This window comes from Paenibacillus sp. UNC451MF (assembly GCF_000686845.1).
Lineage (GTDB): Bacteria > Bacillota > Bacilli > Paenibacillales > NBRC-103111 > Paenibacillus_S.
Genome location: NZ_JMLS01000022.1, coordinates 104,764 through 127,022 on the forward strand (window position 1 = coordinate 104,764; position 22,259 = coordinate 127,022).

General features: G+C 47.1%; 16 protein-coding genes. 12 read left to right on the forward strand and 4 right to left on the reverse strand.

Annotated features, from left to right (window positions below; all coding sequences use genetic code 11):
• Positions 1-12: 12 nt before the first annotated feature.
• From BP97_RS0121870 to argH, 4 genes are all read left to right on the forward strand, one after another.
• Positions 13-1,203, forward strand: coding sequence for an acetylornithine transaminase (locus tag BP97_RS0121870; RefSeq protein WP_028551022.1), 1,191 nt, complete (start codon positions 13-15; stop codon positions 1,201-1,203).
• A 79-nt stretch (positions 1,204-1,282) separates the two neighbouring features.
• Positions 1,283-2,236 (forward strand): ornithine carbamoyltransferase, encoded by a 954-nt coding sequence (gene argF, locus BP97_RS0121875; protein ID WP_028551023.1) that lies wholly within the window; start codon positions 1,283-1,285, stop codon positions 2,234-2,236.
• 93 nt (positions 2,237-2,329) lie between these two features.
• Positions 2,330-3,568, forward strand: a complete 1,239-nt coding sequence (locus BP97_RS0121880) for an argininosuccinate synthase (RefSeq protein ID WP_028551024.1) — start codon at positions 2,330-2,332, stop codon at positions 3,566-3,568.
• Between the two features lie 261 nt (positions 3,569-3,829).
• Positions 3,830-5,245, forward strand: a complete 1,416-nt coding sequence (gene argH / locus BP97_RS0121885) for an argininosuccinate lyase (protein WP_028551025.1) — start codon at positions 3,830-3,832, stop codon at positions 5,243-5,245.
• Positions 5,246-5,331: 86 nt separating this feature from the next.
• Here the strand turns inward: argH and BP97_RS0121890 are convergent, their stop codons facing one another.
• Positions 5,332-6,894 (reverse strand): VanW family protein, encoded by a 1,563-nt coding sequence (locus tag BP97_RS0121890; RefSeq protein ID WP_051620860.1) that lies wholly within the window; start codon positions 6,892-6,894, stop codon positions 5,332-5,334.
• A gap of 222 nt (positions 6,895-7,116) precedes the next feature.
• On the opposite strand from BP97_RS0121890, the gene ftsE reads away from it, so the two are divergent.
• From ftsE to BP97_RS0121915, 5 genes are all read left to right on the forward strand, one after another.
• Positions 7,117-7,803, forward strand: a complete 687-nt coding sequence (ftsE, locus tag BP97_RS0121895) for a cell division ATP-binding protein FtsE (RefSeq protein WP_028551027.1) — start codon at positions 7,117-7,119, stop codon at positions 7,801-7,803.
• Positions 7,793-8,710, forward strand: a complete 918-nt coding sequence (ftsX, locus tag BP97_RS0121900) for a permease-like cell division protein FtsX (RefSeq protein WP_028551028.1) — start codon at positions 7,793-7,795, stop codon at positions 8,708-8,710. Before ftsE ends, ftsX begins: the two co-directional genes overlap by 11 nt.
• Before the next feature lie 66 nt (positions 8,711-8,776).
• Positions 8,777-10,048, forward strand: coding sequence for a murein hydrolase activator EnvC family protein (locus tag BP97_RS0121905; protein WP_028551029.1), 1,272 nt, complete (start codon positions 8,777-8,779; stop codon positions 10,046-10,048).
• Between the two features lie 87 nt (positions 10,049-10,135).
• Positions 10,136-11,587: a S41 family peptidase gene (locus BP97_RS0121910; protein ID WP_028551030.1), complete on the forward strand. Its 1,452-nt coding sequence runs from the start codon at positions 10,136-10,138 to the stop codon at positions 11,585-11,587.
• A gap of 153 nt (positions 11,588-11,740) precedes the next feature.
• Entirely contained in the window at positions 11,741-13,027 is a 1,287-nt protein-coding gene (locus BP97_RS0121915) for a PDZ domain-containing protein (RefSeq protein WP_028551031.1), read from the forward strand.
• Between the two features lie 76 nt (positions 13,028-13,103).
• Here BP97_RS0121915 and BP97_RS0121920 read toward each other — a convergent pair whose 3' ends face one another.
• Positions 13,104-13,871: a flagellar motor protein MotB gene (locus BP97_RS0121920; protein ID WP_028551032.1), complete on the reverse strand. Its 768-nt coding sequence runs from the start codon at positions 13,869-13,871 to the stop codon at positions 13,104-13,106.
• Entirely contained in the window at positions 13,855-14,646 is a 792-nt protein-coding gene (locus tag BP97_RS0121925) for a flagellar motor protein (RefSeq protein ID WP_028551033.1), read from the reverse strand. Before BP97_RS0121925 ends, BP97_RS0121920 begins: the two co-directional genes overlap by 17 nt.
• Before the next feature lie 263 nt (positions 14,647-14,909).
• Here BP97_RS0121925 and uvrB point away from each other — a divergent pair, with 263 nt between their 5' ends.
• Positions 14,910-16,907 (forward strand): excinuclease ABC subunit UvrB, encoded by a 1,998-nt coding sequence (gene uvrB, locus BP97_RS0121930; RefSeq protein WP_028551034.1) that lies wholly within the window; start codon positions 14,910-14,912, stop codon positions 16,905-16,907.
• 161 nt (positions 16,908-17,068) lie between these two features.
• The gene (uvrA, locus tag BP97_RS0121935) at positions 17,069-19,951 is read left to right on the forward strand and encodes an excinuclease ABC subunit UvrA (protein ID WP_028551035.1); all 2,883 of its coding nucleotides are present in this window, start codon (positions 17,069-17,071) and stop codon (positions 19,949-19,951) included.
• Positions 19,952-20,049: 98 nt separating this feature from the next.
• Here the strand turns inward: uvrA and BP97_RS0121940 are convergent, their stop codons facing one another.
• Positions 20,050-21,660: a nitrite/sulfite reductase gene (locus BP97_RS0121940; protein ID WP_028551036.1), complete on the reverse strand. Its 1,611-nt coding sequence runs from the start codon at positions 21,658-21,660 to the stop codon at positions 20,050-20,052.
• A 303-nt stretch (positions 21,661-21,963) separates the two neighbouring features.
• On the opposite strand from BP97_RS0121940, the gene BP97_RS0121945 reads away from it, so the two are divergent.
• On the forward strand, positions 21,964-22,179 hold the full coding sequence (locus BP97_RS0121945; protein ID WP_028551037.1) for a hypothetical protein: 216 nt from the start codon (positions 21,964-21,966) through the stop codon (positions 22,177-22,179).
• Positions 22,180-22,259: the final 80 nt, after the last annotated feature.

Sequence of the window (22,259 nt, forward strand, 5' to 3'; positions counted from 1 at the left end):
GAGTGATTCAGCATGGGAGAAGGAGCTAATTCATTGTTTCCGAATTACGGGCGCTACCCGCTAGCATTTGTGAAGGGGGAAGGCAGCCGCCTTTGGGATGAGAATGGCAAAGAGTACCTCGATCTGATGTGCGGTTTAGCGGTGACGAACCTGGGGCATGCCCCCAAACAGGTAAAAGAGCGCTTAAAGGATCAGGTTGACCAGCTGTGGCACACGAGCAACCTGTTTCATATTCCGAATCAGGAAAAGCTGGCGAAGCTGCTGACTGACAACAGCTGCGGAGACGCTGTATTTTTCTGCAACAGCGGAGCGGAAGCGAACGAAGCGGCTATTAAGCTGGCTCGCCGCTATTTCCAAAAAGTGCTCGGCAAGCCGGATCAATATGAAATCATTACGTTCCACTTGTCTTTCCATGGACGTACCCTTGCCACATTAACGGCAACTGGACAGGATAAGGTAAAAGAAGGCTTTGCGCCGCTGCCAGAAGGCTTCGTCTACGCACCATACAATGACGCTGAAGCGTTGGAAAAAACGATCGGCCCTAAAACATGCGCGATCATGCTCGAGATGGTACAAGGCGAAGGCGGCGTTAACCGTGCTGAGCCTGAATTTGTTACTCGCGTTGCAGAGCTTTGCAAGCAGCATGGCCTGCTTCTGATCATTGATGAAATCCAAACGGGTATTGGCCGTACGGGTAAAATGTTCGCTTACGAACACTATGGCGTGGAGCCGGATATTTTTACATTGGCAAAAGGATTGGGCAGCGGTATGCCAATTGGCGCAATGCTTGGAAAAGAAAAGCTGCGTACAGCATTCTCTGCGGGCAGCCATGGATCAACCTTTGGGGGCAACTACTTGTCTACGGCAGCCGGTATTGCTACTATGGAAACGATGCTCGCCGAGAAGCTGCCTGAGCGTGCAGCGGAGCTTGGCGATTATATCGTCAACACCTTGAAAGAGAAGCTGGCAGGCAATCCGTTGGTGACTGAGGTTCGTGGTCTGGGTATGTTGATCGGCATCGGCTGCACTCAGCCAGTTGCGGATCTGATTACTACCATTCAAGACCAAGCGGTATTGGTTGTATCTGCTGGACCTAATGTCATTCGTCTTGCGCCAAGCTTGCTCATTTCTAAAGAAGACTTGGACCGCGGTCTGGATGTGGTCTGCTCGGTATTAAGCAAACAAGCTGCAGCTGCTGTATAAGCAGCCCTTCGGCTAACATAAGCCTTCCCGTTGGGGGGGTATCGAATAATAAATTAAACTATTGAAAGGGGCGATTACATTGGCAGGAACCGAACAGCCTGTGGCAATCGACTTAAAAGGACGGGACTTCCTAGCCGTTGCCGATTACTCAACGGAAGAGCTGCAATATTTAATTGACCTGGCTATCGAATTGAAACGGAAGCAAAAGGCAGGAGAAGTATACCAACCGCTCAAAGGAAAGACGCTGGGCATGATTTTTGAAAAATCATCTACTCGTACTCGCGTATCTTTTGAAGTCGGGATGTATCAATTGGGAGGCCACGCGCTCTTCTTGAGCAAGAACGATCTTCAGATCGGACGCGGCGAATCGATTTGGGATACGGCTCAAGTTATGTCCCGTTATTTGGACGGCATTATGATTCGGACCTATGAGCACCGCAAAGTAATCGATTTGGCGAGAGGGGCAACGATTCCAGTTATTAACGGATTAACGGACCGTACGCATCCTTGTCAGGCGCTGGCGGATTTCCAAACGATTCTGGAGCATAAAGGCACTTTGAAAGGCTTGAAAGTAGCTTATATCGGGGATGGCAACAATATGGTGCATTCCTTGATGATGATGGCTGCCAAGCTTGGAGTGGATTTTGCATCTGCTTCTCCAGTAGGCTACGAGCCTGATAAAGGTATCGTTGAGTCCACTAAGGAAGTGGCTAGCCAGAACGGATGCAAGCTGTATGTTGGCAATGATCCGAAGGAAGCTGTAGCTGGGGCTGATGTTGTTTATACAGATGTATGGGCTAGCATGGGCTTTGAAGAAGAGCAAAAAGAACGCGAAATCGCCTTTAAAGACTATCAAGTCAATGAAGAGCTGATGAAGCTTGCGAAAAAGGATTATCTGTTCATGCACTGCTTGCCAGCACATCGCGGCGAAGAGGTAAGCGAAGGCGTGATTGACGGGGAAAACTCGATTATTTTTGATCAGGCTGAAAATCGTCTTCACGCACAAAAAGCAATTATGGTTGCTATCATGTAATTTTTACTATAATGAGTCTGTTGAGAAGCGGTGGGCATGATCGATTCATGTCCACTGTGTGCGGACTTGCATAATAAAGGAGAGCGGGACACAATGGCAAAGCAAAAAATCGTACTGGCCTATTCGGGCGGTTTGGATACATCGATTATTTTAAAATGGTTAAAAGAAACGTATGATGCGGAAATTATCGCATTCACTGCGGATATCGGACAAAAGGACGAGCTCGACGGTTTGGAAGCGAAAGCTTTGGCAACCGGCGCTTCCAAAATTTATATCGATGACCTGCGCGATGAGTTTGCAAAAGACTTCATCTTCCCAATGTTCCAAGCGGGTGCTTTGTACGAGGGACAATACTTGCTCGGCACCAGTATTGCGCGTCCACTGATCGCTAAGCGTATGGTTGAAATCGCACGTAAAGAGGGCGCAACTGCAATCGCCCACGGCGCAACAGGTAAAGGTAATGACCAAGTGCGTTTTGAGCTGACTGCAGCTGCTTTGGCACCTGAGCTGGACGTTATCGCTCCTTGGCGTTTGGACGAATTCCGCGAAACATTCCCAGGACGTGCGGAAATGATCGCTTATGCTGAGAAGCATGGCATTCCAGTAACAGCTTCCGCAGCGAAGCCTTACTCAACAGACCGTAACCTGCTGCATATCAGCTTTGAGAGCGGCATGCTCGAGGATCCTTGGTTCGATCCAAGTGCGACATCTAATAAGGACATGTTCGTATTGAGTGTTGATCCTGAGGATGCGCCGGACCAAGCGGAATATGTGGAATTGAATTTTGAAAAAGGGAACTGCGTTGGCTTGAATGGCGATAGCATGACTCCGCTTCAAGTAATGGAACGCCTTAATGAACTAGGCGGCAAGCATGGCGTAGGCCGTGTAGATATGGTTGAAAACCGGTTTGTCGGCATGAAGAGCCGCGGCGTATATGAGACACCAGGCGGAACGATTCTGTTCACGGCTCACCGTAAAATGGAGTCCTTGACTATGGACCGTGAAGTCATGAGCTTGCGTGACTCTTTGATCTCCCGTTATGCCACTCTTGTATACAATGGCTTCTGGTTTGCTCCTGAACGGTTGGCAGTACAAGCGCTAGTGGATGAAAGCCAAAAGAACGTTACAGGTACTGTACGTTTGAAACTGTACAAAGGTAATGTAATCGGAGCGGGCGTACAAAGTCCAGTAAGCTTGTACAATCCTGACATCGCAACGATGGAAGCTGATCCTACACAAGCTTACAACCAAGGGGACGCAACAGGCTTTATCCGCCTGAATGCGCTGCGTTTGAAAGTATCTTCCGGCGTTCAACAAAATGCGAAGAAGTAATTGGTGATTATGGCCGTGTAGACTGCGGCCTTTAGTGAAACGGGCTTCCCAGTGGACAACCATAGGGAAGCCCTGCATCACGTAAAAGGGTGAACGATATTAGCTTTCCGTTAGGAAAGCCTAGCAAATGTTTAGGAAGCTAGTTTTCCTAACGGAAAGCTTCAGTTAATACTTACGAAGACAACTTTCTTACAGAAAGTTCAGCATATGCTTACGAGGTTAGCTTTCCTAAAGGAAAGCTCTTAGAAAGGGGCAGCAGCCGTGTCAAAGCTTTGGGGTGGAAGATTTACAAAGAAAACGGATCAACTGGTGGAGGAATATACAGCTTCCATCATGTTCGATAAAGAACTGGCTGAAGAAGATATTCAAGGCAGCTTGGCTCATGTAACGATGCTCGGCAAATGTGGGATTTTGCCGCAAGAAGATGTGGAGAAAATTAAAGATGGCTTGTTGAAAGTACAAGGTACGATCCGACGCGGCGAGATGGAGTTTTCCGTTAGCGACGAAGATATTCATATGAACATCGAGAAAGCGCTGATTGAAGAAGTGGGCCCTGTAGGCGGTAAGCTGCATACGGGACGCAGTCGTAATGACCAAGTAGCAACGGACATGCACTTGTACTTGCGCAAGCGTGTTGTAGAATTTGTAGGGCTGCTGAACAAGCTTCAGGAAGCATTGATCGAGCAAGCGAAGAACAATCTGGATACGATCATTCCAGGCTATACGCATCTTCAACGTGCTCAACCGATTTTGTTCGCACATCACTTGATGGCTTACGTGTCCATGTTCCAACGCGACATCGAGCGTTTGCAGGACAGCTACAAAAGGATTAACGTGCTTCCGCTTGGAGCAGGAGCATTAGCAGGGACGACATTCCCGATCGATCGCCACTTCGTGGCTCAGCAGTTGGGCTTTGAAGGCGTTTATGAGAATTCCCTGGATGCGGTCAGCGACCGCGATTTCATCATCGAATTCTTGTCTAATGCTTCCATGATCATGATGCACTTGTCGCGTTTGAGCGAGGAGTTCATTCTTTGGTCAAGCACGGAGTTCCATTTTATCGAGCTTGATGATGCGTTCTGTACAGGAAGCAGCATTATGCCCCAGAAGAAAAATCCGGACGTACCTGAGCTCGTTCGCGGAAAAACAGGCCGCGTTTACGGCAATTTGTTCGGGCTGCTAACCGTTCTTAAATCTTTACCGCTTGCCTACAACAAGGACATGCAGGAAGACAAAGAAGGGATGCTGGATACAGTTCGTACGCTCCAAGGCGCCCTTCAGTTATATGCCCCAATGGTCAGCACCATGAAAGTAAATAAGGATCGTATGCGTCAAGCGGTCAACCAGGACTTCTCTAATGCAACGGATATTGCAGATTACTTGGTTAACAAAGGCTTGCCTTTCCGCCAAGCACATGAAGTCATTGGTAAAACGGTTCTCTACTGCATCCAAAACGGTAAATTCCTGTTGGATTTAAAGTTAGAGGAGTTCCATCAATTCTCCACCCTGTTCGAGCAGGACATTTATAAAGTTCTGCAGCCAGAACAGGTTGTTAATGCCCGTAACGTGTACGGCGGTACAGCAAGCAATCAAGTTAGCGAAGCTATCGCGCGTGCCGAGGCTGTGTTCAACAGCACGAACGAATGGTTCGAGCAGTTCAGTAATAAAAGTCGTTAATCAGTAAAAATACCTATTCATACCCGTTGTTTGAGATGCTTATCTCAAACAACGGGTTTTTTATCATTGTTTGAAAATTTTCTTTCTCACCTGAAAGTCGGTCCCTTCACACCATCCTCTATCAGCGGAGCTTCCGGTTGACGACTGTTTGGCTCAATGGCACCGCCTTGATTAGTAGCGATGATGGTAGGCTGAGCGGCATAGGTATCCCGGGATACTCGTTCTCTGCTCACCTCGACCCCGTTTTGCATTTTGATCCGGTACGTTTCTACGACATAGCCTGTTTTTCCTTTACTGATGGTCTGCTTTTTGCCTGTAGGGAGTGTTGGGTTTAATACATACTTGATTGAGGGCTGAAGCTTTTCAATAGTAGTTGATTCGATGCCGTAGGTAATATCGGCGGGTGCTTGCCCGAATAATTTTACTGTAATCCGTTGGTCGTCCGTGTAAGTGCGAATCAGCAGGTACTTCGCAGTGTTGTTGCGGAACTTGAAATTAATATGCCCGCTGGCGAATGTAGCATCCTGGCCTAAAGGCACGTAGCTGACGGGTAAAGAATGATTGCGACGCTCGACGATTTGAAGTCCTGCCCGCAGTACTGCATTGTAAAGTGTAGAGGATACCTGGCAGATCCCGCCTCCGATACCGGGCACCAGCTTGCCGTTCAGTATAACTGGCGCTTCTTTATAGCCAAATTTAGCTTCCGTCTCTGCGATATAGGTTGCGTAATCGAATGTTTCTCCCGGCTTCAACAATACATCTTGAATAGACTGAGCTGTAGAGCGTATATTGTGAATCCGCCCTTCGCCATTCTGCGGGTAGGACGTTGTAAATTCGCTAATTTTACGCTCGATACCTTGTGCCTGAAGCATACCGACACTTAAGTTAGGCTGCTGCTTTACAAAAGGCAGCGCAATCAGGAATGGAGATCTACCCGCAGGAGATACCGCTGTAGGGGCAGCATTTTCTGAATTTACACGATGAGCTGCAGCTTCTGGCGTTTTCCTCCCATCCGAATGTTCTGCAAACTGTTGTCCATCCGTTCCTACCGTCCAACCGACGCTCCCCATAGAGGGGAGTATCCGCTGCAATTGTTGGATTAGCTCGGGCTCATCGATGCGTAAGACAGCTGCTTCAGGCACATAGCTGATCATATCATTAGGTCCAATAATTCTTTGGGCGTCTTCAGGCTGTTTGCTGTACAGCGTTGGGAAACCGCGCAATAAGGCTGTGTGAAGCTTGGACGCGTCAAATGAAGGAAGGAGGGGCCATTCTTCATTTCGAATATTCCAGCGGTAAGCCGCTCGTTGAAATACAGATCCTGTTTTTAGTGGTTGAAGCCGCTCGTATATTTCCTGAAGCGGGAGCTCAAGCCCAAGTTGATCGAGAGTCCAATCGACGGGCTGCAGCTGGGCATCAGGATGCTTGCTCATCATACGGACCGGTTGCTGCAGGAGCAGCTTTTTTTTATCCTCCAGCTGGCGTTCGAACTCGGTTATCGGTATCCTGCCCACATCCCAGTTGTCTACTGTTAAACCTGCGGGGAGTGTTCGCTGTGTACCGTACCAAACCAGGGTTGCGCAAGCTGCACCAGTAAACAACAGTAACCCCAGAAGCGCCCGCACCAAAAACATACGCTGAAGCGTCATCATTTTCGTCTCCTTTGGCCCAATGTTCCGTGTACAAGTTCTGCTCGTACATATTGATGTATATGCCGATAGTTCGGAAATTTGCCTACGGGGTTATTCGTGTTTTCTACAAAAAATGCTGGCGTAAATGTGAAAAAGTGTTGAAAATCTTTTACAAGTAAAGGATTTTACCTGTTTATGTCGAAAGGATATAAGCTAGCGAAAAATTCAGGATGTGATACCGTGATTGAGATGCATGACGTTTGGAAGACGTATCCCGATGGAAGTCAGGCTTTGCGAAGCATTAATGTCAAGGTGGACCGCAATGAATTCTTGTATGTCGTAGGTCCGTCAGGCGCAGGAAAATCGACATTTATGAAACTGATTTATAGAGAAGAGAGACCGACTAAGGGAAGTATTTTTGTAAATGGATTTAATCTGGAGAAGTTGAAGCAGCGCAAAATTCCCTATGTACGACGGAATATCGGCGTTATATTTCAAGACTTCCGGCTGCTGCCTAAGCTGACCGTATATGAGAATATTGCTTTTGCGATGGAAGTCATCGAAGCACCTAAGAAATTAATCCGCAAGCGTGTGCAAGAGGTTTTAGAGCTTGTCAGGCTAAAAGAAAAGGCGGGTTCTTTGCCGACGCAACTATCGGGTGGAGAACAGCAGCGGGTAGCGATTGCCAGAGCTATCGTTAACAACCCAGGGGTTATCATAGCGGATGAACCGACAGGAAACCTCGATCCCGAGACGTCTTGGGATATTATGAAGCTTATGGAAGAGATCAATTTCCGTGGAACAACCATCATTATGGCAACCCACAACAAGGAAATCGTAAATACGATGCGTAAACGCGTGTTGGCTATTGAGCAAGGACAAATTGTCCGCGATGAAGTTAGGGGTGAATACGGCTATGAGGATTAGCACAGGCTTCCGCCACTTTCGGGAGGGCGGTAAAAATGTGATCCGCAATGGCTGGATGACGTTCGCTTCGGTAAGCTCGATTGCCATATCATTGTTAATACTTGGTGTATTTTTACTATTGACGTTAAATGTGAACTACCTTGCGCAGCAAATAGAGCAACAGGTAGAAATTCGTGTGTATTTGGATGTAAACATTCCCAAGGAGCAAACAGCTCCATTGCAAACTGAGATTGCTGCCATTCCCAACGTAGACAAGGTAACCTTTATATCGAAGGATGAGGGCCTTACCTATTTGCGTGACAAGCTTGGCGACAGCGGCAAGTCGCTGCTCGAAGGCTTTGATGGTGACAACAACCCATTGAATGACTCTTTTACTGTAGAAGTTGTGGAACCACGCCAGGTAGGTATTGTAGCCCAGCAAATCAATGATCTGAACAACGGAAAAGCTACGAAGCCGATCTATCGTGTCAGTTATGGACAGGGAACCGTTGAAACGATGTTTAAGGTAACGCAAATCGTACGAAATATCGGCCTTATTCTGGTAGCGGGACTTGCTCTAACAGCGATGTTCCTCATCGCAAATACGATTAAGCTGACGATAGTGGCCAGACGCCGTGAGATTGCCATCATGAAGCTCGTTGGAGCGACCAATTCGTTTATACGCTGGCCGTTTTTTATCGAGGGTGCGCTATTAGGCATTACAGGCTCGATTATTCCAACCGCCATATTGCTTTATGGTTATTGGGAATTGATGACTTCAACACAGCTTGATTTGAACTTGTTGATGATTAAGCTGCTGCCTTTTAATCAAATATGCTACACAATGGCGGGTCTGCTGCTTGGAATTGGTGTGTTGATCGGTATATTTGGCAGCACCTTGTCGGTGCGCAAGTTTTTGCGGGTGTAACGATATTGTGAGGGGCTTGGGCTGGTGCCCGGCTGAGTATGAGTCTGATGGAGGAGGAAACGAAAGTTGAAGAAATCGGTTCTGTCACTAGTCGTTACCGCAGGGATGGCAAGCACGCTGCTAGTACCGCAGTTATCCTTTGCTTTGTCCGAATCACAAAAGATTCAGCAGCAGTTGGATCAACTGAAAAAGCAACAAAATGCTACCCAGCAAAAAGCTGCCGATACGCAGCATGAAATAGGTAAGGTTCAGCAGGATAAGCAGCAGGTTGAGGCTGAGGTTAAGAGTATCATCAAGCAGATTGAAACCGAAAATCTTAAGCTGAACAAACTAAATGACCAGATTGCAGAAACCAAGGATGATTTGCAAGAAAACAGCAAGCTGTTAGATGAGCTGAAAGCACAAATAGAGGCTCGTGACGTGTTGCTGAAATCCCGTTTGCGTCTTATGTATATGAATGGGGTAGTCTCCTATGCGGACGTTTTGTTAAGCTCTACGAGCTTCGGGGATTTTCTGGACCGTATGAACGCATTAAAGGCCATTGTCAACCAGGACAAGGAAATATTGCAGGCGAACCAACGGGACCGTCAATCTAAGGAAACGAAGCAAAACGAGATTGAGCAAGAGTTAAAGCAGGTAAGTGATCTATATAACCAATCCGCTACGATCAAAGCGAGTCTTGTATCGAAGGAAAAAGAAAAGGAAGTCAAGATCGCCAGTCTTTCCAAGAAGGAAAAAGAGCTCGAGGACATCAGCGAGGATCAGGAACAGCAGCTTCTTCAATATGCCCGAAAATCGTCTGCTCTGGCAGCGGACAAGCGTAAAGCTGCGGCAGCAGAGGCAGCAGCAGCAGCAGCCGCGGCCGCTGCAAAGGCCAAAGCGAACGGTAGCAGCGGGGGCAGTACGGCTTCATCGTCTGCACCTGCGACGGCTTTTTCCGGAGGCAAATTCGGGTATCCGTTGGCTAAAGTCGCACCGATGTCATCGGATTTCGGATATCGTTCCGACCCGTTTACGGGTGCCAAGAAACTGCATAAAGGGATAGACCTCGCAGCTCCAAATGGCACCAGTATTTTGGCAGCAGGGGATGGGGAAGTCATTGTTGCTTCTTGGTGGAGCGGATACGGAAACACGGTTATCATCGATCATGGAAATGGTTATTGGACATTGTATGGACATATTCGTAACGGAGGCACAGTGGTAGAGAAAGGCGACCAAGTGAAGCGAGGCCAAAAAATTGCCGAAGTCGGCTCCACGGGTGAATCCACAGGCAATCACGTGCACTTCGAGGTGCGTGTTAATGAAGATCCGGTTGATCCGAAGCCTTACTTAAAATAAAACCGCTGTTAATAATTTCTAATAGCTTGTCATATAATACAAAGACGAGTTCATCAAGGCAGGAACAAAGGCGGTGTATACAAGGCAATGACATTTAAGGGACGTACGGTTTTGGCATTTATTTTGTTGGCTATGTTCGCCAGCAGCATTATGACGCTTACGATTGTGAACCCGTCTATGTTCGCTTCAGTCGGTAAGGATGGAGGCGCTTCGGGAACGGCGAAGGCAGGATTGACATCCAAGGACATTAACAAAATATCCACGACGTATCAATTGATTGAGAACAAATTTTTATCCGAGGTCGATCATGATAAGGTCGTCAACGGAGCCATTAACGGGATGCTTTCCACATTGGATGATCCTTTTACCGTGTATATGGATCAGAAGGAAGCAAAACAGTTTGATGAGAGCATCACTTCTTCGTTTCAAGGCATTGGCGCTGAAGTCTCAACAGAAGACGGCAAGGTGACCATCGTGGCACCTATCAAGGGCTCTCCTGCGGAGAAAGCGGGACTGCATGCGAAGGACGTCATTGTGTCGGTGAATGGCGAGAAGTTGGACGGGCTGACGCTGAATCAGGCTGTTATGAAAATCCGCGGTCCGAAAGGAACGCAGGCCAAGCTTGAAATTATGCGTCCGGGAACGCAAGAGCCAATCCAAATGATCGTAGTACGTGATGACATTGACGTCGAAACGGTCTATGCCGAGATGCTTCAAGGAAATATCGGGAAGATTGAAATTCGTCAATTTTCAACGAACACTGCTAAACGCTTTAAGGATGAGCTGCAGAACCTGGAATCCAAAGGGATGAAGGGATTAATTATCGACGTTCGCAACGATCCAGGCGGCTTGCTGCAGGCTGTTGTTGAGATTGTAGAGCCTTTTGTAGCTAAAGGAAAGCCGATCGTGAAGATCGAGGATCGTAAAGGCAAACAGGAGGATACTCCATCTCAAGGAACCGGCAAGAATTACCCTGTCTCCGTTCTTATGAACAAAGGTAGTGCAAGTGCTTCTGAAATATTGGCAGGCGCTCTTCACGATTCGGCGGGAAGCAAGCTGGTCGGAGAAACCTCTTTCGGTAAAGGCACAGTACAGGTTCCATTTGAGAAGGAAATGGGCGATGGAAGTAATATTAAAATGACCGTATACAAATGGTTGACTCCAAATGGTACGTGGATCCATAAAAAAGGAATCACGCCGGACATTCCGGTGGAACAACCAGCCTACTTTAAAGTGGCTCCTTTAACTAAAAAGGCTACTTTAAAGCCTGATACAACAGGTGAGGACGTTAAGAACCTGCAAGTTATGTTATCTGGAGTAGGAATGAGTCCGGATCGCACAGATGGTTATTTCAGCGAAAAAACGGCTGCAGCCGTAAAAGCGTTCCAGCGTCTTCATAACCTGCCGGTGACCGGAGAGGTGGACGTTGATACAGCCAATCAGCTGGAGAAAGCTATTCTGAATGAAATCAAAGACCCGAAAAACGATCTACAGCTTAAAGCTGCTGTTCAACAAATTCAATCGGCTATATCTAAATAAGGCTGGGTTGTAAAGAGTATAGAAGGAAAACCAGATATAAGCGTCGAATGGTTAAGAAGGTTGGATTCGTCCAGCTTTCTTTTCTTTTTTATGTGCGAGCCCTCCTGACGTTGGGCGGTAATGCCAAATCCTTGTTTACGAAGGAGAAGCCTAATGGACTTATTAGCGGATATAGCTTATCAGGGGCTACGAGCCCTGCTGCAATTGCTCATGCATCCGTTCTATTATGTAGGGATTCTATTTATAGTTCTTCAATATCGAAGGCAAATTCAGCTTGAACGCAAGCTGTTCCACACCAAGCTGCATTCACTGGTATCCGAAACCTGGCGAACTATGCTTTGGGGATGGATTGGTGGATTGGCAGCATCCGTTCTAATGGCTGTGGTGGGCGCAACGATTCAGCCAGAGGCGGTTGTGCTGCTGTGGATCCTATCGCTGCTTCTCATCTTATTCCGTGTACGCTTTCTTTGCTGGGCTTATGCTGTAGGTGTTATTGGCTTTGTGCAGGTGCTAATATCTTCAATAGATGCATTGGCGAACGCGATGCCGGCATGGCTGCTTAACCCTATACTGAGTCTCAATCTACCCGCGTTGCTTGCGCTTGTAGCTGTGCTTCATCTGGTAGAGGCATTACTGGTCCGAATGCAAGGCGCAAGAACAGCGACTCCAATGTTCTACGAAAGCAAACGCGGCAAAATTGTCGGTGGATATCATATGCAGGGTTTTTGGCCGGTCACCTTGTTCTTGCTTGTACCTCTTCAGGGCGGAAACGTGAATCCTCTGCCTTGGACACCGCTGCTGGGGGGAGATTTATGGAGCGGCGGATGGACCATTGTTGGTTTCCCTGTTATGATCGGCTTTGCTGAACTAACGATGTCCCGACTTCCTCAACAGAAGGCTCGTATGAGTGCACGGTTGTTGGCGATATATGCTTGTGTAGTTTTGTTGTTTGCGATAGCTGCGCATCAATGGCCTGCAATGACTTTGGTAGCCTCCATACTTTGTATTGCGCTGCATGAGGCCTTGCTGTTTTACAGTCGATGGGATGAGGCAAGGCGCAGTCCAATTTTCGTTCACGATCATCGTGGGTTGAAGGTTCTGGCTGTACTGCCAGGGAGTGCTGCGGCTGAGCTAGACATTGTGCCTGGGGAAATCATCCACAAGGTTAATGGAGTTGCTATAAGAACTAAAAGCGAGCTGCATCAAGCGATGCAGATGAACTCAGCCTTCTGCAAGCTGGAAGTGCTGAATTTAGCCGGAGAGAGTAAGTTCTTGAAGCGGGCTATGTTCTCAGGGGAGCATCATCAATTAGGCATTTTGTTAGCTCCCGATCAAGATGCAATGTATTATGCTACCGAGAAGCATACCCATATATTTGCTTATATGCGAAAAAAACTGGTCGGCCTGCTCAGCAAGCCTTCCGGTACTAAACCAATGTAGAGCTAATAATCAAAAAAATAAAAGCTGCCGGAGTGATCTCCGACAGCTTTTTTCTTAAACAATTTTGAGAGTGTGATTAGTTCTTTTCTCTGAGAACAACAATTTCAACCCGACGGTTTTTGGAGCGATTCTCCACAGTGTCGTTCTCAGCGACAGGACGTGTGTCCGCATATCCGGTAGAAATGAATTTTTTAGGATCCAATCCATCGTTGTATACAAAATAACGAAGTACGGATAAGGAACGTTCGTTGGAGAGTCCCCAGTTATCCTTGTACAGCGAACCGGTCGCCAATGGCAGGTTGTCCGTATGCCCCTCAATGCTGATCGTTGTATCCTGTAAAGTAGGGAACAAGCTGGCTAACTGATTCAGAATTGGATAAGCATCTTTCTTAAGCTCAGCCTTTCCAAGATCAAATAGGAACAAATCGTTCAAAGTAACTGCGACCCCTCTAGGAGTATTGGCAGCAAAGACCTGGGCTTGCAGGTTGTTTTGTTGAATATACTGCTGTATTTTTTCGAGCAGGTTCTCCAACTGTTTTTCGCGCTCTTCTCTTTCTTCGCGTTCCTTTTTATCTTTCTCGTTACTCTCGGTTTTCTCGCCTTCCTGTGCTTTAGCAGTACTTACGCGGCCAAGAACACCTTCGCCTTGCGGCATAACAGTATCGGACTTTTTGAATTCAAAGCTGAGCGCAGAGGCCAGCACGGAATACTTTTCATTGTCGATTTTACTCATGGCATACATGATGATAAAGAAAACTAAAAGAAGTGTGATCAAGTCAGAATAAGTAATGAGCCAGCGCTCATGATTCTCATGCGCTGCGTGTTTTTTATTTCTCCTCGCCACCAGTATCACCTTCGCCTTCCGGTTTCTTCTGCTCTTGGTGTAGGAACGATTTTAATTTTTTCTTGATCAATTGTGGATTTTCACCGGCTTGCAGCGCCAGAATTCCTTCCAGCATAAGTTCCATTTCGGAAATTTGCTCTTTACTGCGGACTTTGATTTTTTGGGCCAGCGGCATATAGATAACGTTTGCGGATGCTACACCATACAGGGTAGCCGCGAAAGCAACCGCGATAGCAGGTCCTAACGTGCTTGGCTCAGACAGGTTACCCAATACGTGGATTAGGCCCATTACCGTACCAATGATCCCCATGGTTGGCGCAAAACCGCCGGCGGATTCAAAAATTTTGGCCCAGCCTTCGTGATGATGTTCCAAAGCATCCATTTCGAGCTCTAAAATCTGTCTCGTTAATTCAGGATCGGTACCGTCAACGACCATCATCAGACCATCGCGCAAAAAGTCGTTGGAATGCTCTTGAGCACGTTGCTCTAAAGCGAGCACGCCTTCTCGTCTGGCAACGGTAGCCATATCGACAAGCTCGTCAATAATAGCGCCTGGATCACGCTTTGTTTCTTTAAAAGCCATTTTCAGCGCTTTTGGTGTTTCCTTTAACGTAGACATTGGAAAGCTTACTACAACCGCTCCAATGGTTCCGCCGAAAACGATCAGCATGGCACTGGGGACTATCAAAGCGGAAATGTGTCCGCCATCCCACATATATCCGCCGATTAGGGCACCCACGCCGAATACAATACCTATAATTGTTGTCAAATCCATTTTCGTACCACCCCTAGTTCGAGTAAATGAGAATACTTTTTGTTTTTAAAATCCGTTCCTCTGGCTGAGGCCGCAACGTATAAGTGGAAGACTTATGCGTTTGCAACATAAGCTGAAAAAAGGTATAATATATGGGAACAAATATTCCTATAGAGGAAAAAGTCGAACGGAGTCAACCTGCGTCGATGAGGCGCATAGTATTTATCGGAAACATCCGAGCAAAAGTTTATAGAAAATGATCTTTTTCAATGGGCGGTGACGAAATGAACGAAGTAATGATGAGTGATAAGCGTTTTGAGCTGGTGTCCGAATTTTCTCCCCAAGGGGATCAGCCGAAGGCTATAGAGAAGCTTTTAGAGAGCATCCGTGCAGGGAATAAGCATCAGACGCTGCTTGGTGCGACGGGTACAGGGAAGACATTTACCGCAGCTCAAGTGATCGCACAGTTGAATCGCCCTACACTTTTGATAGCTCATAATAAGACCTTGGCTGCGCAGCTTTGCAGTGAGTTGAAGGAGTTTTTTCCAAACAACGCGGTGGAATATTTCGTCAGTTATTACGACTATTATCAGCCAGAGGCCTACATTCCTTCGTCCGATACGTTTATTGAAAAAGATTCGAGCATAAATGATGAGATTGATAAGCTTCGTCACTCCGCTACCAGCTCGTTGTTTGAGCGTCGAGACGTCATTATCGTAGCGAGTGTGTCTTGTATTTATGGTTTGGGTTCTCCGATGGAGTACCGCAATCTGGTGATGTCGTTGAGAGTTGGAATGGAGCGCTCTCGCAATGAAATATTACATCGGCTGATTGATATCCAATACCAGCGCAACGATATGAACTTTGTACGGGGAACATTCCGCGTGCGGGGAGATGTCGTTGAAATATTCCCGGCTTCACATAGCGAACATGCAGTTCGTGTGGAGCTCTTCGGTGATGAAATCGAACGGATTACCGAGATTGATGTCTTAACGGGTGAAATTCTGGGCGAAAGGGATCATATAGCCATATTCCCAGCGTCTCACTTCGTAACCCATGAGGATACGATGAAAAGAGCTCTGGTGGACATTGAGCGTGAGCTTGAGGAACGGCTGGAGGAGCTTCGCGGAAAGGGCAAGCTTCTGGAGGCGCAACGTCTGGAGCAGCGGACTCGCTACGATATCGAAATGATGCAGGAGATGGGTTTCTGCTCCGGTATCGAGAACTACTCAGGGCCGTTGACATTCCGTGAGCGCGGGGCAACACCTTACACTTTGTTTGACTATTTCCCGGACGATATGCTGATTGTTGTGGATGAGTCGCATGTATCTCTTCCGCAAATCCGAGGAATGTATAACGGGGATAGAGCGCGTAAGGAAGTCCTTGTAGATCATGGGTTCCGTCTTCCTTCTGCGATGGATAACCGGCCGCTACGATTTGAGGAGTTTGAGAAGAAGGTGACACAGGCACTGTATATTTCAGCAACTCCAGGACCGTATGAATTGGAGCACTGCCCGGACATGGTGGAACAAATCATTCGTCCGACTGGCTTGATAGATCCTGAGATCGAGGTTCGTCCTACCAAAGGGCAAATCGACGACCTACTCGGAGAGATACAGGACCGGATTCGTAAGGATGAAAGGGTGCTCGTTACCACACTAACCAAGAAGATGGCCGAGGATTTAACGGATTACTTTAAGGAAATCGGCATCAAGGTGCGTTATTTGCACTCCGATATTAAGACGTTAGAGCGGATGCAAATACTGCGTGAGCTGCGACTCGGCGTATTCCATGTGCTCGTAGGCATCAACCTGCTGAGAGAAGGCCTTGACCTTCCCGAAGTATCGCTGGTAGCGATTCTTGATGCAGATAAGGAAGGCTTCCTCCGTGCGGAGCGTTCTTTGATTCAGACTATCGGACGGGCGGCAAGGAATTCCAACGGCCGAGTTATTATGTATGGCGATAAGATCACGGACTCTATGGACAAAGCGATACGCGAGACGGGTCGCCGGCGTGAAATCCAAATGGCATATAATGAAAAGCATGGGATTACCCCACAGACGATACAGAAGAAAATACGCGACGTTATTGAGGCAGTTAAGGTTGCGGAAACGAAGGCGGATTATTTAACCGACGTGAAGCAGGCGAAAATGTCGAAGAAAGATCGGATGTCGCTAATCGATCGTCTGGAGCAGGAAATGAAGGAAGCGGCCAAAAACTTGCAATTTGAACGTGCCGCTGAGCTTCGTGATGCCGTCATGGAGTTAAAGGCGGAGCTTTAATGGGTATAATGTTGAAATAGATAGCTATATTTTGCTACAAATACTTGAATATAAAGCAAATATATACCAGCAATTCGGATATGGCGGGATCTCCATCAAGTGAGTACGGAAATTACATTTGCTGTCAGCTCCGTTGAAATATGAAGGATGGTGGAACGTAAGTGGCCAGAGACAATATAGTAATCAAGGGTGCAAGAGCCCACAATTTGAAAAATATTGATGTAACGATTCCACGCGACCAGTTTGTCGTATTGACCGGGCTTAGCGGCTCCGGTAAGTCGTCATTGGCGTTCGATACGATTTATGCGGAGGGCCAGCGCAGATATGTAGAGTCCTTATCTGCATACGCGCGGCAGTTCCTCGGACAAATGGATAAGCCTGACGTTGATTCTATTGAAGGATTATCTCCGGCCATATCTATCGATCAAAAAACGACCAGCCGTAACCCTCGTTCAACCGTAGGGACGGTGACGGAAATATACGATTATCTGCGATTGTTATTCGCACGGATCGGTCGTCCCCATTGCCCGGATCATAAAATCGAGATTACATCGCAAACCGTAGAACAAATGGTAGACCGGATTATGGAATACCCGGAGAGAACCCGTCTGCAAATTCTGGCTCCGATTATTTCCGGACGTAAAGGAGAGCATACCAAGCTGCTGGCGGATATCCAGAAGCAGGGCTTTGTGCGCGTCCGTGTTAACGGAGAAGTCATGGACATATCGGATAAAATCGAGCTGGATAAAAACAAAAAGTCCAGCATTGAAGTCGTTGTGGACCGTATCGTTGTAAAAGCCGACGTTCAGGCCCGTTTGGCAGACTCATTGGAGACTGCGCTGAAGCTAGCTAACGGTCGGGTTATCGTAGATGTATTGGAGCAAGAAGAGCTCCTGTTCAGCCAAAATCTGGCTTGTCCCGAATGCGGCTTCAGTATGGAAGAGCTGGCTCCAAGGATGTTCTCCTTCAACAGTCCGTTCGGCGCATGCCCTGATTGTGACGGTTTAGGCAGTAAAATGATTGTAGACCCTGACCTATTAGTACCTAATCCTAAATTGACGATCGAGGAAGGCGCCTTCGAAGCTTGGGCGGGGAGCACCTCGAACTATTACCCTCAATTTCTAGCAGCAGTTTGCGATCATTACAACATTCCTAGGAATGTGCCTGTAGGTGATCTTACGGCGGAGCAAATGAAGAAACTGCTCCATGGTACAGGCGGAGAGAAGGTTCGCTTCCGCTTTGAAAACGATATGGGCCATAAGAAAGAGGCTATGGTCGCTTTTGAGGGGATTATTCCAAACCTGGAGCGCCGCTATCGTGATACGTTCTCGGAAGGAATACGGGAGCATATTGAGACTTATATGAGCTCCAAGCCATGCGGTAAATGTAAAGGTCAGAGATTAAAACCAGAGACATTGGCCGTTACGATTAACGGTAAAAATATTGCTCACGTTACTTCCTTATCCATAGGAGACTCGCAAGAGTGGTTCGAATCTTTGAACTTAAATGATAGAGAGCTTCAGATCGCTCATCTAATATTAAAAGAAATTAATGCGCGGCTGGGCTTCCTAGTCAATGTAGGGCTGGACTATTTGACCATGCACCGTGCGGCAGGAACACTTTCAGGCGGGGAAGCGCAGCGGATTCGGCTAGCTACACAAATTGGCTCTAGCTTGATGGGTGTACTATACATTCTTGACGAGCCTAGTATTGGCCTTCATCAGCGGGATAACGATCGGTTAATCAAGACGCTCGAGCATATGCGTGATCTGGGCAATACATTGATCGTCGTTGAGCATGACGAAGATACGATGATGGCCGCCGATTATATTATTGATATTGGACCGGGTGCGGGCATTCACGGAGGCAATGTAGTGTCCCAGGGAACGCCTAAGGAGATTATGGCCGATCCGGAATCGTTAACAGGCCAGTACTTAAGCGGAAAGAAATTTATTCCTGTCGGGGCAGAGCGGCGTAAACCTAATGGCAAATGGCTCGAAATCAAGGGAGCTAAGGAAAATAACTTGCGCAATGTCAGCGTAAAGATCCCTTTGGGTGTATTTACATGCGTCACTGGCGTATCCGGTTCTGGCAAGAGCACGCTCATTAATGAGCTGCTGTATAAAACATTAGCTAAGGAATTGAACGGGGCTAAGGTACGCCCTGGTGAGTATCGCGAGTTCGTTGGGTTAGAACATATCGATAAAGTGATCGACATTGACCAGTCTCCAATCGGTCGTACCCCGCGCTCCAATCCAGCCACATACACGGGTGTTTTTGATGATATCCGTGATGTGTATTCGGCGACGAATGAAGCAAAGGTGCGCGGCTATAAGAAAGGCCGGTTTAGCTTTAACGTCAAGGGCGGCCGCTGTGAGGCTTGTCGCGGTGACGGCATTATCAAGATTGAGATGCATTTCTTGCCTGATGTGTATGTGCCTTGTGAAGTATGTAAGGGAAAACGATATAACCGGGAGACGCTTGAGGTCCAGTACAAAGGGAAGAACATTTCGGAAGTGCTGGATATGACCTTAGAGGATGCGTGCGAATTTTTTAAAAACATTCCTCGTATTCATCGTAAGCTGCAAACGTTGTTGGATGTCGGCTTAGGCTATATGAATTTGGGCCAACCGGCGACTACACTATCCGGAGGCGAGGCGCAGCGTGTGAAGCTGGCAGCCGAGCTGTATCGTAGAAGCACGGGTAAGACGATTTATATATTGGATGAACCGACGACGGGGCTTCATATCCACGATATCGACCGGCTGTTGAAGGTGCTGCATCGCTTGGTAGAGAGCGGTGAAACTGTTCTTGTCATTGAGCATAACCTGGACGTCATTAAAACCGCTGACTACATGATTGATCTAGGTCCTGAGGGTGGAAGCAAAGGCGGTACAATCGTTGCGACAGGCACACCTGAGGATGTCGTAAAGGTGGATGGCTCTTACACCGGACGTTATTTGAAGCCCATCCTCGAGAGAGATAAGGCAAGGTCGGAGGATTACGCGCAGCGGGCGAAGCAGATAGAAGACGCAGTGGTATAAGTAGCAGATCGCTCAGACTTAATAGGTTTGGGCGATTTTTTTCAATATAAAAAGCTTGGTCCCCCAAAGAGGAGAACCAAGCTTTTATCGTATAACAATTAGGAAGCAAGAATCGAAGTCAGTTTGTCCTGGAAGGCTGGAATGCCTACACGGGTAACAAATTGATGGAAGGTTTCACCATCACTGCGATTTTCTTTGTAATACAATATCAATTGAGCCAGGACGGGTCCTACATTGTCGCCTTTGACGCGACCCTTCAACACTTGGTTGAATTGTGCGCCTGGACCAAGAATACCGCCTACAGCGATATCAAATGCGTCTACCATACCTTCAGGTGTCTTAACGAGCGCACCTTGAAGACCGATGTCAGCGATATGCTTTTGACCACATGCGTTCGGACAGCCGATAAAATGAATCCGAACTTCTTCGTCCAACTCAACGTGGGCATCCAAATATTCAGCAACGAGAACTGCTCTTTTTTTAGTCTCTACAACGGCCAGGTTGCAGAACTCGTTGCCGGTACAGGATACCGTACGGCTCAAGAAATGCTTTGGATTCGGTGTTAAGCGCTCGAAGATTTTCTCCGATAATGCAGCCTCGACTTTCTCTGTCGGGACACCGGAGAGAATGATATTTTGGGATACGGTAGTACGGATTGTTTTGTCGCCGTATTCATCGGCAATACGAGCCAGTTCCGTAAGCTCCACATCATCCAGACGACCTACCGGCACGCTCAGTCCGATATAGTTCAAGCCTTCTTGCTTTTGTGGATGAACGCCATCGAAATAAGCAGCTTTCCAGCCTACAACCTTATCTTCACCAAGAGAAGGCATATCGCCGATAAGTTTAATTAGCTCTTCTTTGAACTTCTCCGGACCCCAGTCAGCCACGAGGAATTTCAGACGGGCATGATGACGCTTTTCGCGGTAACCGTGATCACGATATATGGTGGTTACTCCAGTAGCAACTTTTAAAACGTCTTCGGGTTTTACAAAAAGATCCAGTCTTTTTGCCAAATGAGGTTTGGCTGATAAACCACCGCCAACCCATGCATGGAATCCGACTACTTCTTGACCGTCGATAACCTTGGTAGCAGGAGTAAACGCCAGGCATTGAATTTCTGCGTGACCAGAGTTATAAATATTAGAAGAAATGGACATTTTATATTTACGCGGTAAGTTAGAGAAATCGCGATTCATTAAGAAAAAGTCGTTGACTTCATTAACCAACTGCGTTGTATCCATAAGCTCGTCTTTGTCGATTCCAGCCAAAGGGTTTCCTACAACGGTACGCGGGCAATCCCCGCAAGCCTCGAAAGAATACAGGCCTACCGATTCCAGACGTTTGAAGATATCGGGCAAGTTTTCGACACGAAGCCAGTGGAATTGGATGGCTTGTCTAGTCGTAACGTCTACAAGGCCTCGTCCGTAATCTTTGGCGATGGATGCCATTGCACGGGCTTGATCGGAAGTCATGATGCCGGTATTAATACGGACACGCATCATGAAATAACCGTCTTTCGGTTTTTGCTCATAAACACCCGCCCATTTGAAGCGATTCATATCGTCTTCGGTGATGGCATTGTAGCCTTCGTGAGCGTATTTTTCAATAATGGTACGAATAACGTCGAGGCCGTCTTTTTCAAGCTTTTGCAGTTCAACCTTGCTAAGCTTGGATGGGTCTGCCACCCAGATTGCTTCATAAGCCATGTTGTAATTGCTCCTCCTTTAAAGCGTAAATCCGATTAAATTAGTATGAAAAAGAATACCATAATAGTAACATTTTTACGAAGATACGTAAATCGACAATGGATTGACGGTGCAGGCTTTGCTATATGTAGCCGTGTCTAAGTTAACTCAATGATGTTTTATCTGACTACGGGTAAGTCAAAGAGCTGTAAAATGAGGAAATGTTGACAAACTTGTTACACTTCCTATTTATGGCTTGCACTTCATGACGACTCAAGATAAGATAGAAAATAAGCATTTTTGTACATTGAAGGAGGTCTCTCGATGTTTTTGGCTGAAGAGGCAGCGCAAGCAGCGAGTAAATTTGACAGTTTTGACATATTCGTAATTTTGTTTACGATTGTTATTGCTATCGGCGTAGTACGTTTATTGGGTGCTGTTAAGAAAAATCCTTTTGCCATCGGCTTCGGCTCGATCAGCTTGATCGTGTTTTTGATAATGGACGTCGTTATGGTCATGAACTGGATGGACAAATTGTAATCATCGAACGGAATTGAGCAATAACTTTAACTGCTGCGGCTAATTAAGCGGCGGCTGTAATGCATGTGTAGTTTTATCAC

What these genes read in the sequence shown, in the direction of transcription:
- BP97_RS0121870 (WP_028551022.1), top strand. Translation starts at nt 13, where the DNA reads ATGGGAGAAGGAGCTAATTCATTGTTTCCGAATTACGGGCGCTACCCG.
- BP97_RS0121880 (WP_028551024.1), top strand. Translation starts at nt 2,330, where the DNA reads ATGGCAAAGCAAAAAATCGTACTGGCCTATTCGGGCGGTTTGGATACA.
- BP97_RS0121890 (WP_051620860.1), bottom strand. Translation starts at nt 6,894, where the DNA reads ATGACGCTTCAGCGTATGTTTTTGGTGCGGGCGCTTCTGGGGTTACTG.
- ftsX (WP_028551028.1), top strand. Translation starts at nt 7,793, where the DNA reads ATGAGGATTAGCACAGGCTTCCGCCACTTTCGGGAGGGCGGTAAAAAT.
- BP97_RS0121910 (WP_028551030.1), top strand. Translation starts at nt 10,136, where the DNA reads ATGACATTTAAGGGACGTACGGTTTTGGCATTTATTTTGTTGGCTATG.
- BP97_RS0121915 (WP_028551031.1), top strand. Translation starts at nt 11,741, where the DNA reads ATGGACTTATTAGCGGATATAGCTTATCAGGGGCTACGAGCCCTGCTG.
- BP97_RS0121925 (WP_028551033.1), bottom strand. Translation starts at nt 14,646, where the DNA reads ATGGATTTGACAACAATTATAGGTATTGTATTCGGCGTGGGTGCCCTA.
- uvrB (WP_028551034.1), top strand. Translation starts at nt 14,910, where the DNA reads ATGAACGAAGTAATGATGAGTGATAAGCGTTTTGAGCTGGTGTCCGAA.
- BP97_RS0121940 (WP_028551036.1), bottom strand. Translation starts at nt 21,660, where the DNA reads ATGGCTTATGAAGCAATCTGGGTGGCAGACCCATCCAAGCTTAGCAAG.
- BP97_RS0121945 (WP_028551037.1), top strand. Translation starts at nt 21,964, where the DNA reads ATGTTTTTGGCTGAAGAGGCAGCGCAAGCAGCGAGTAAATTTGACAGT.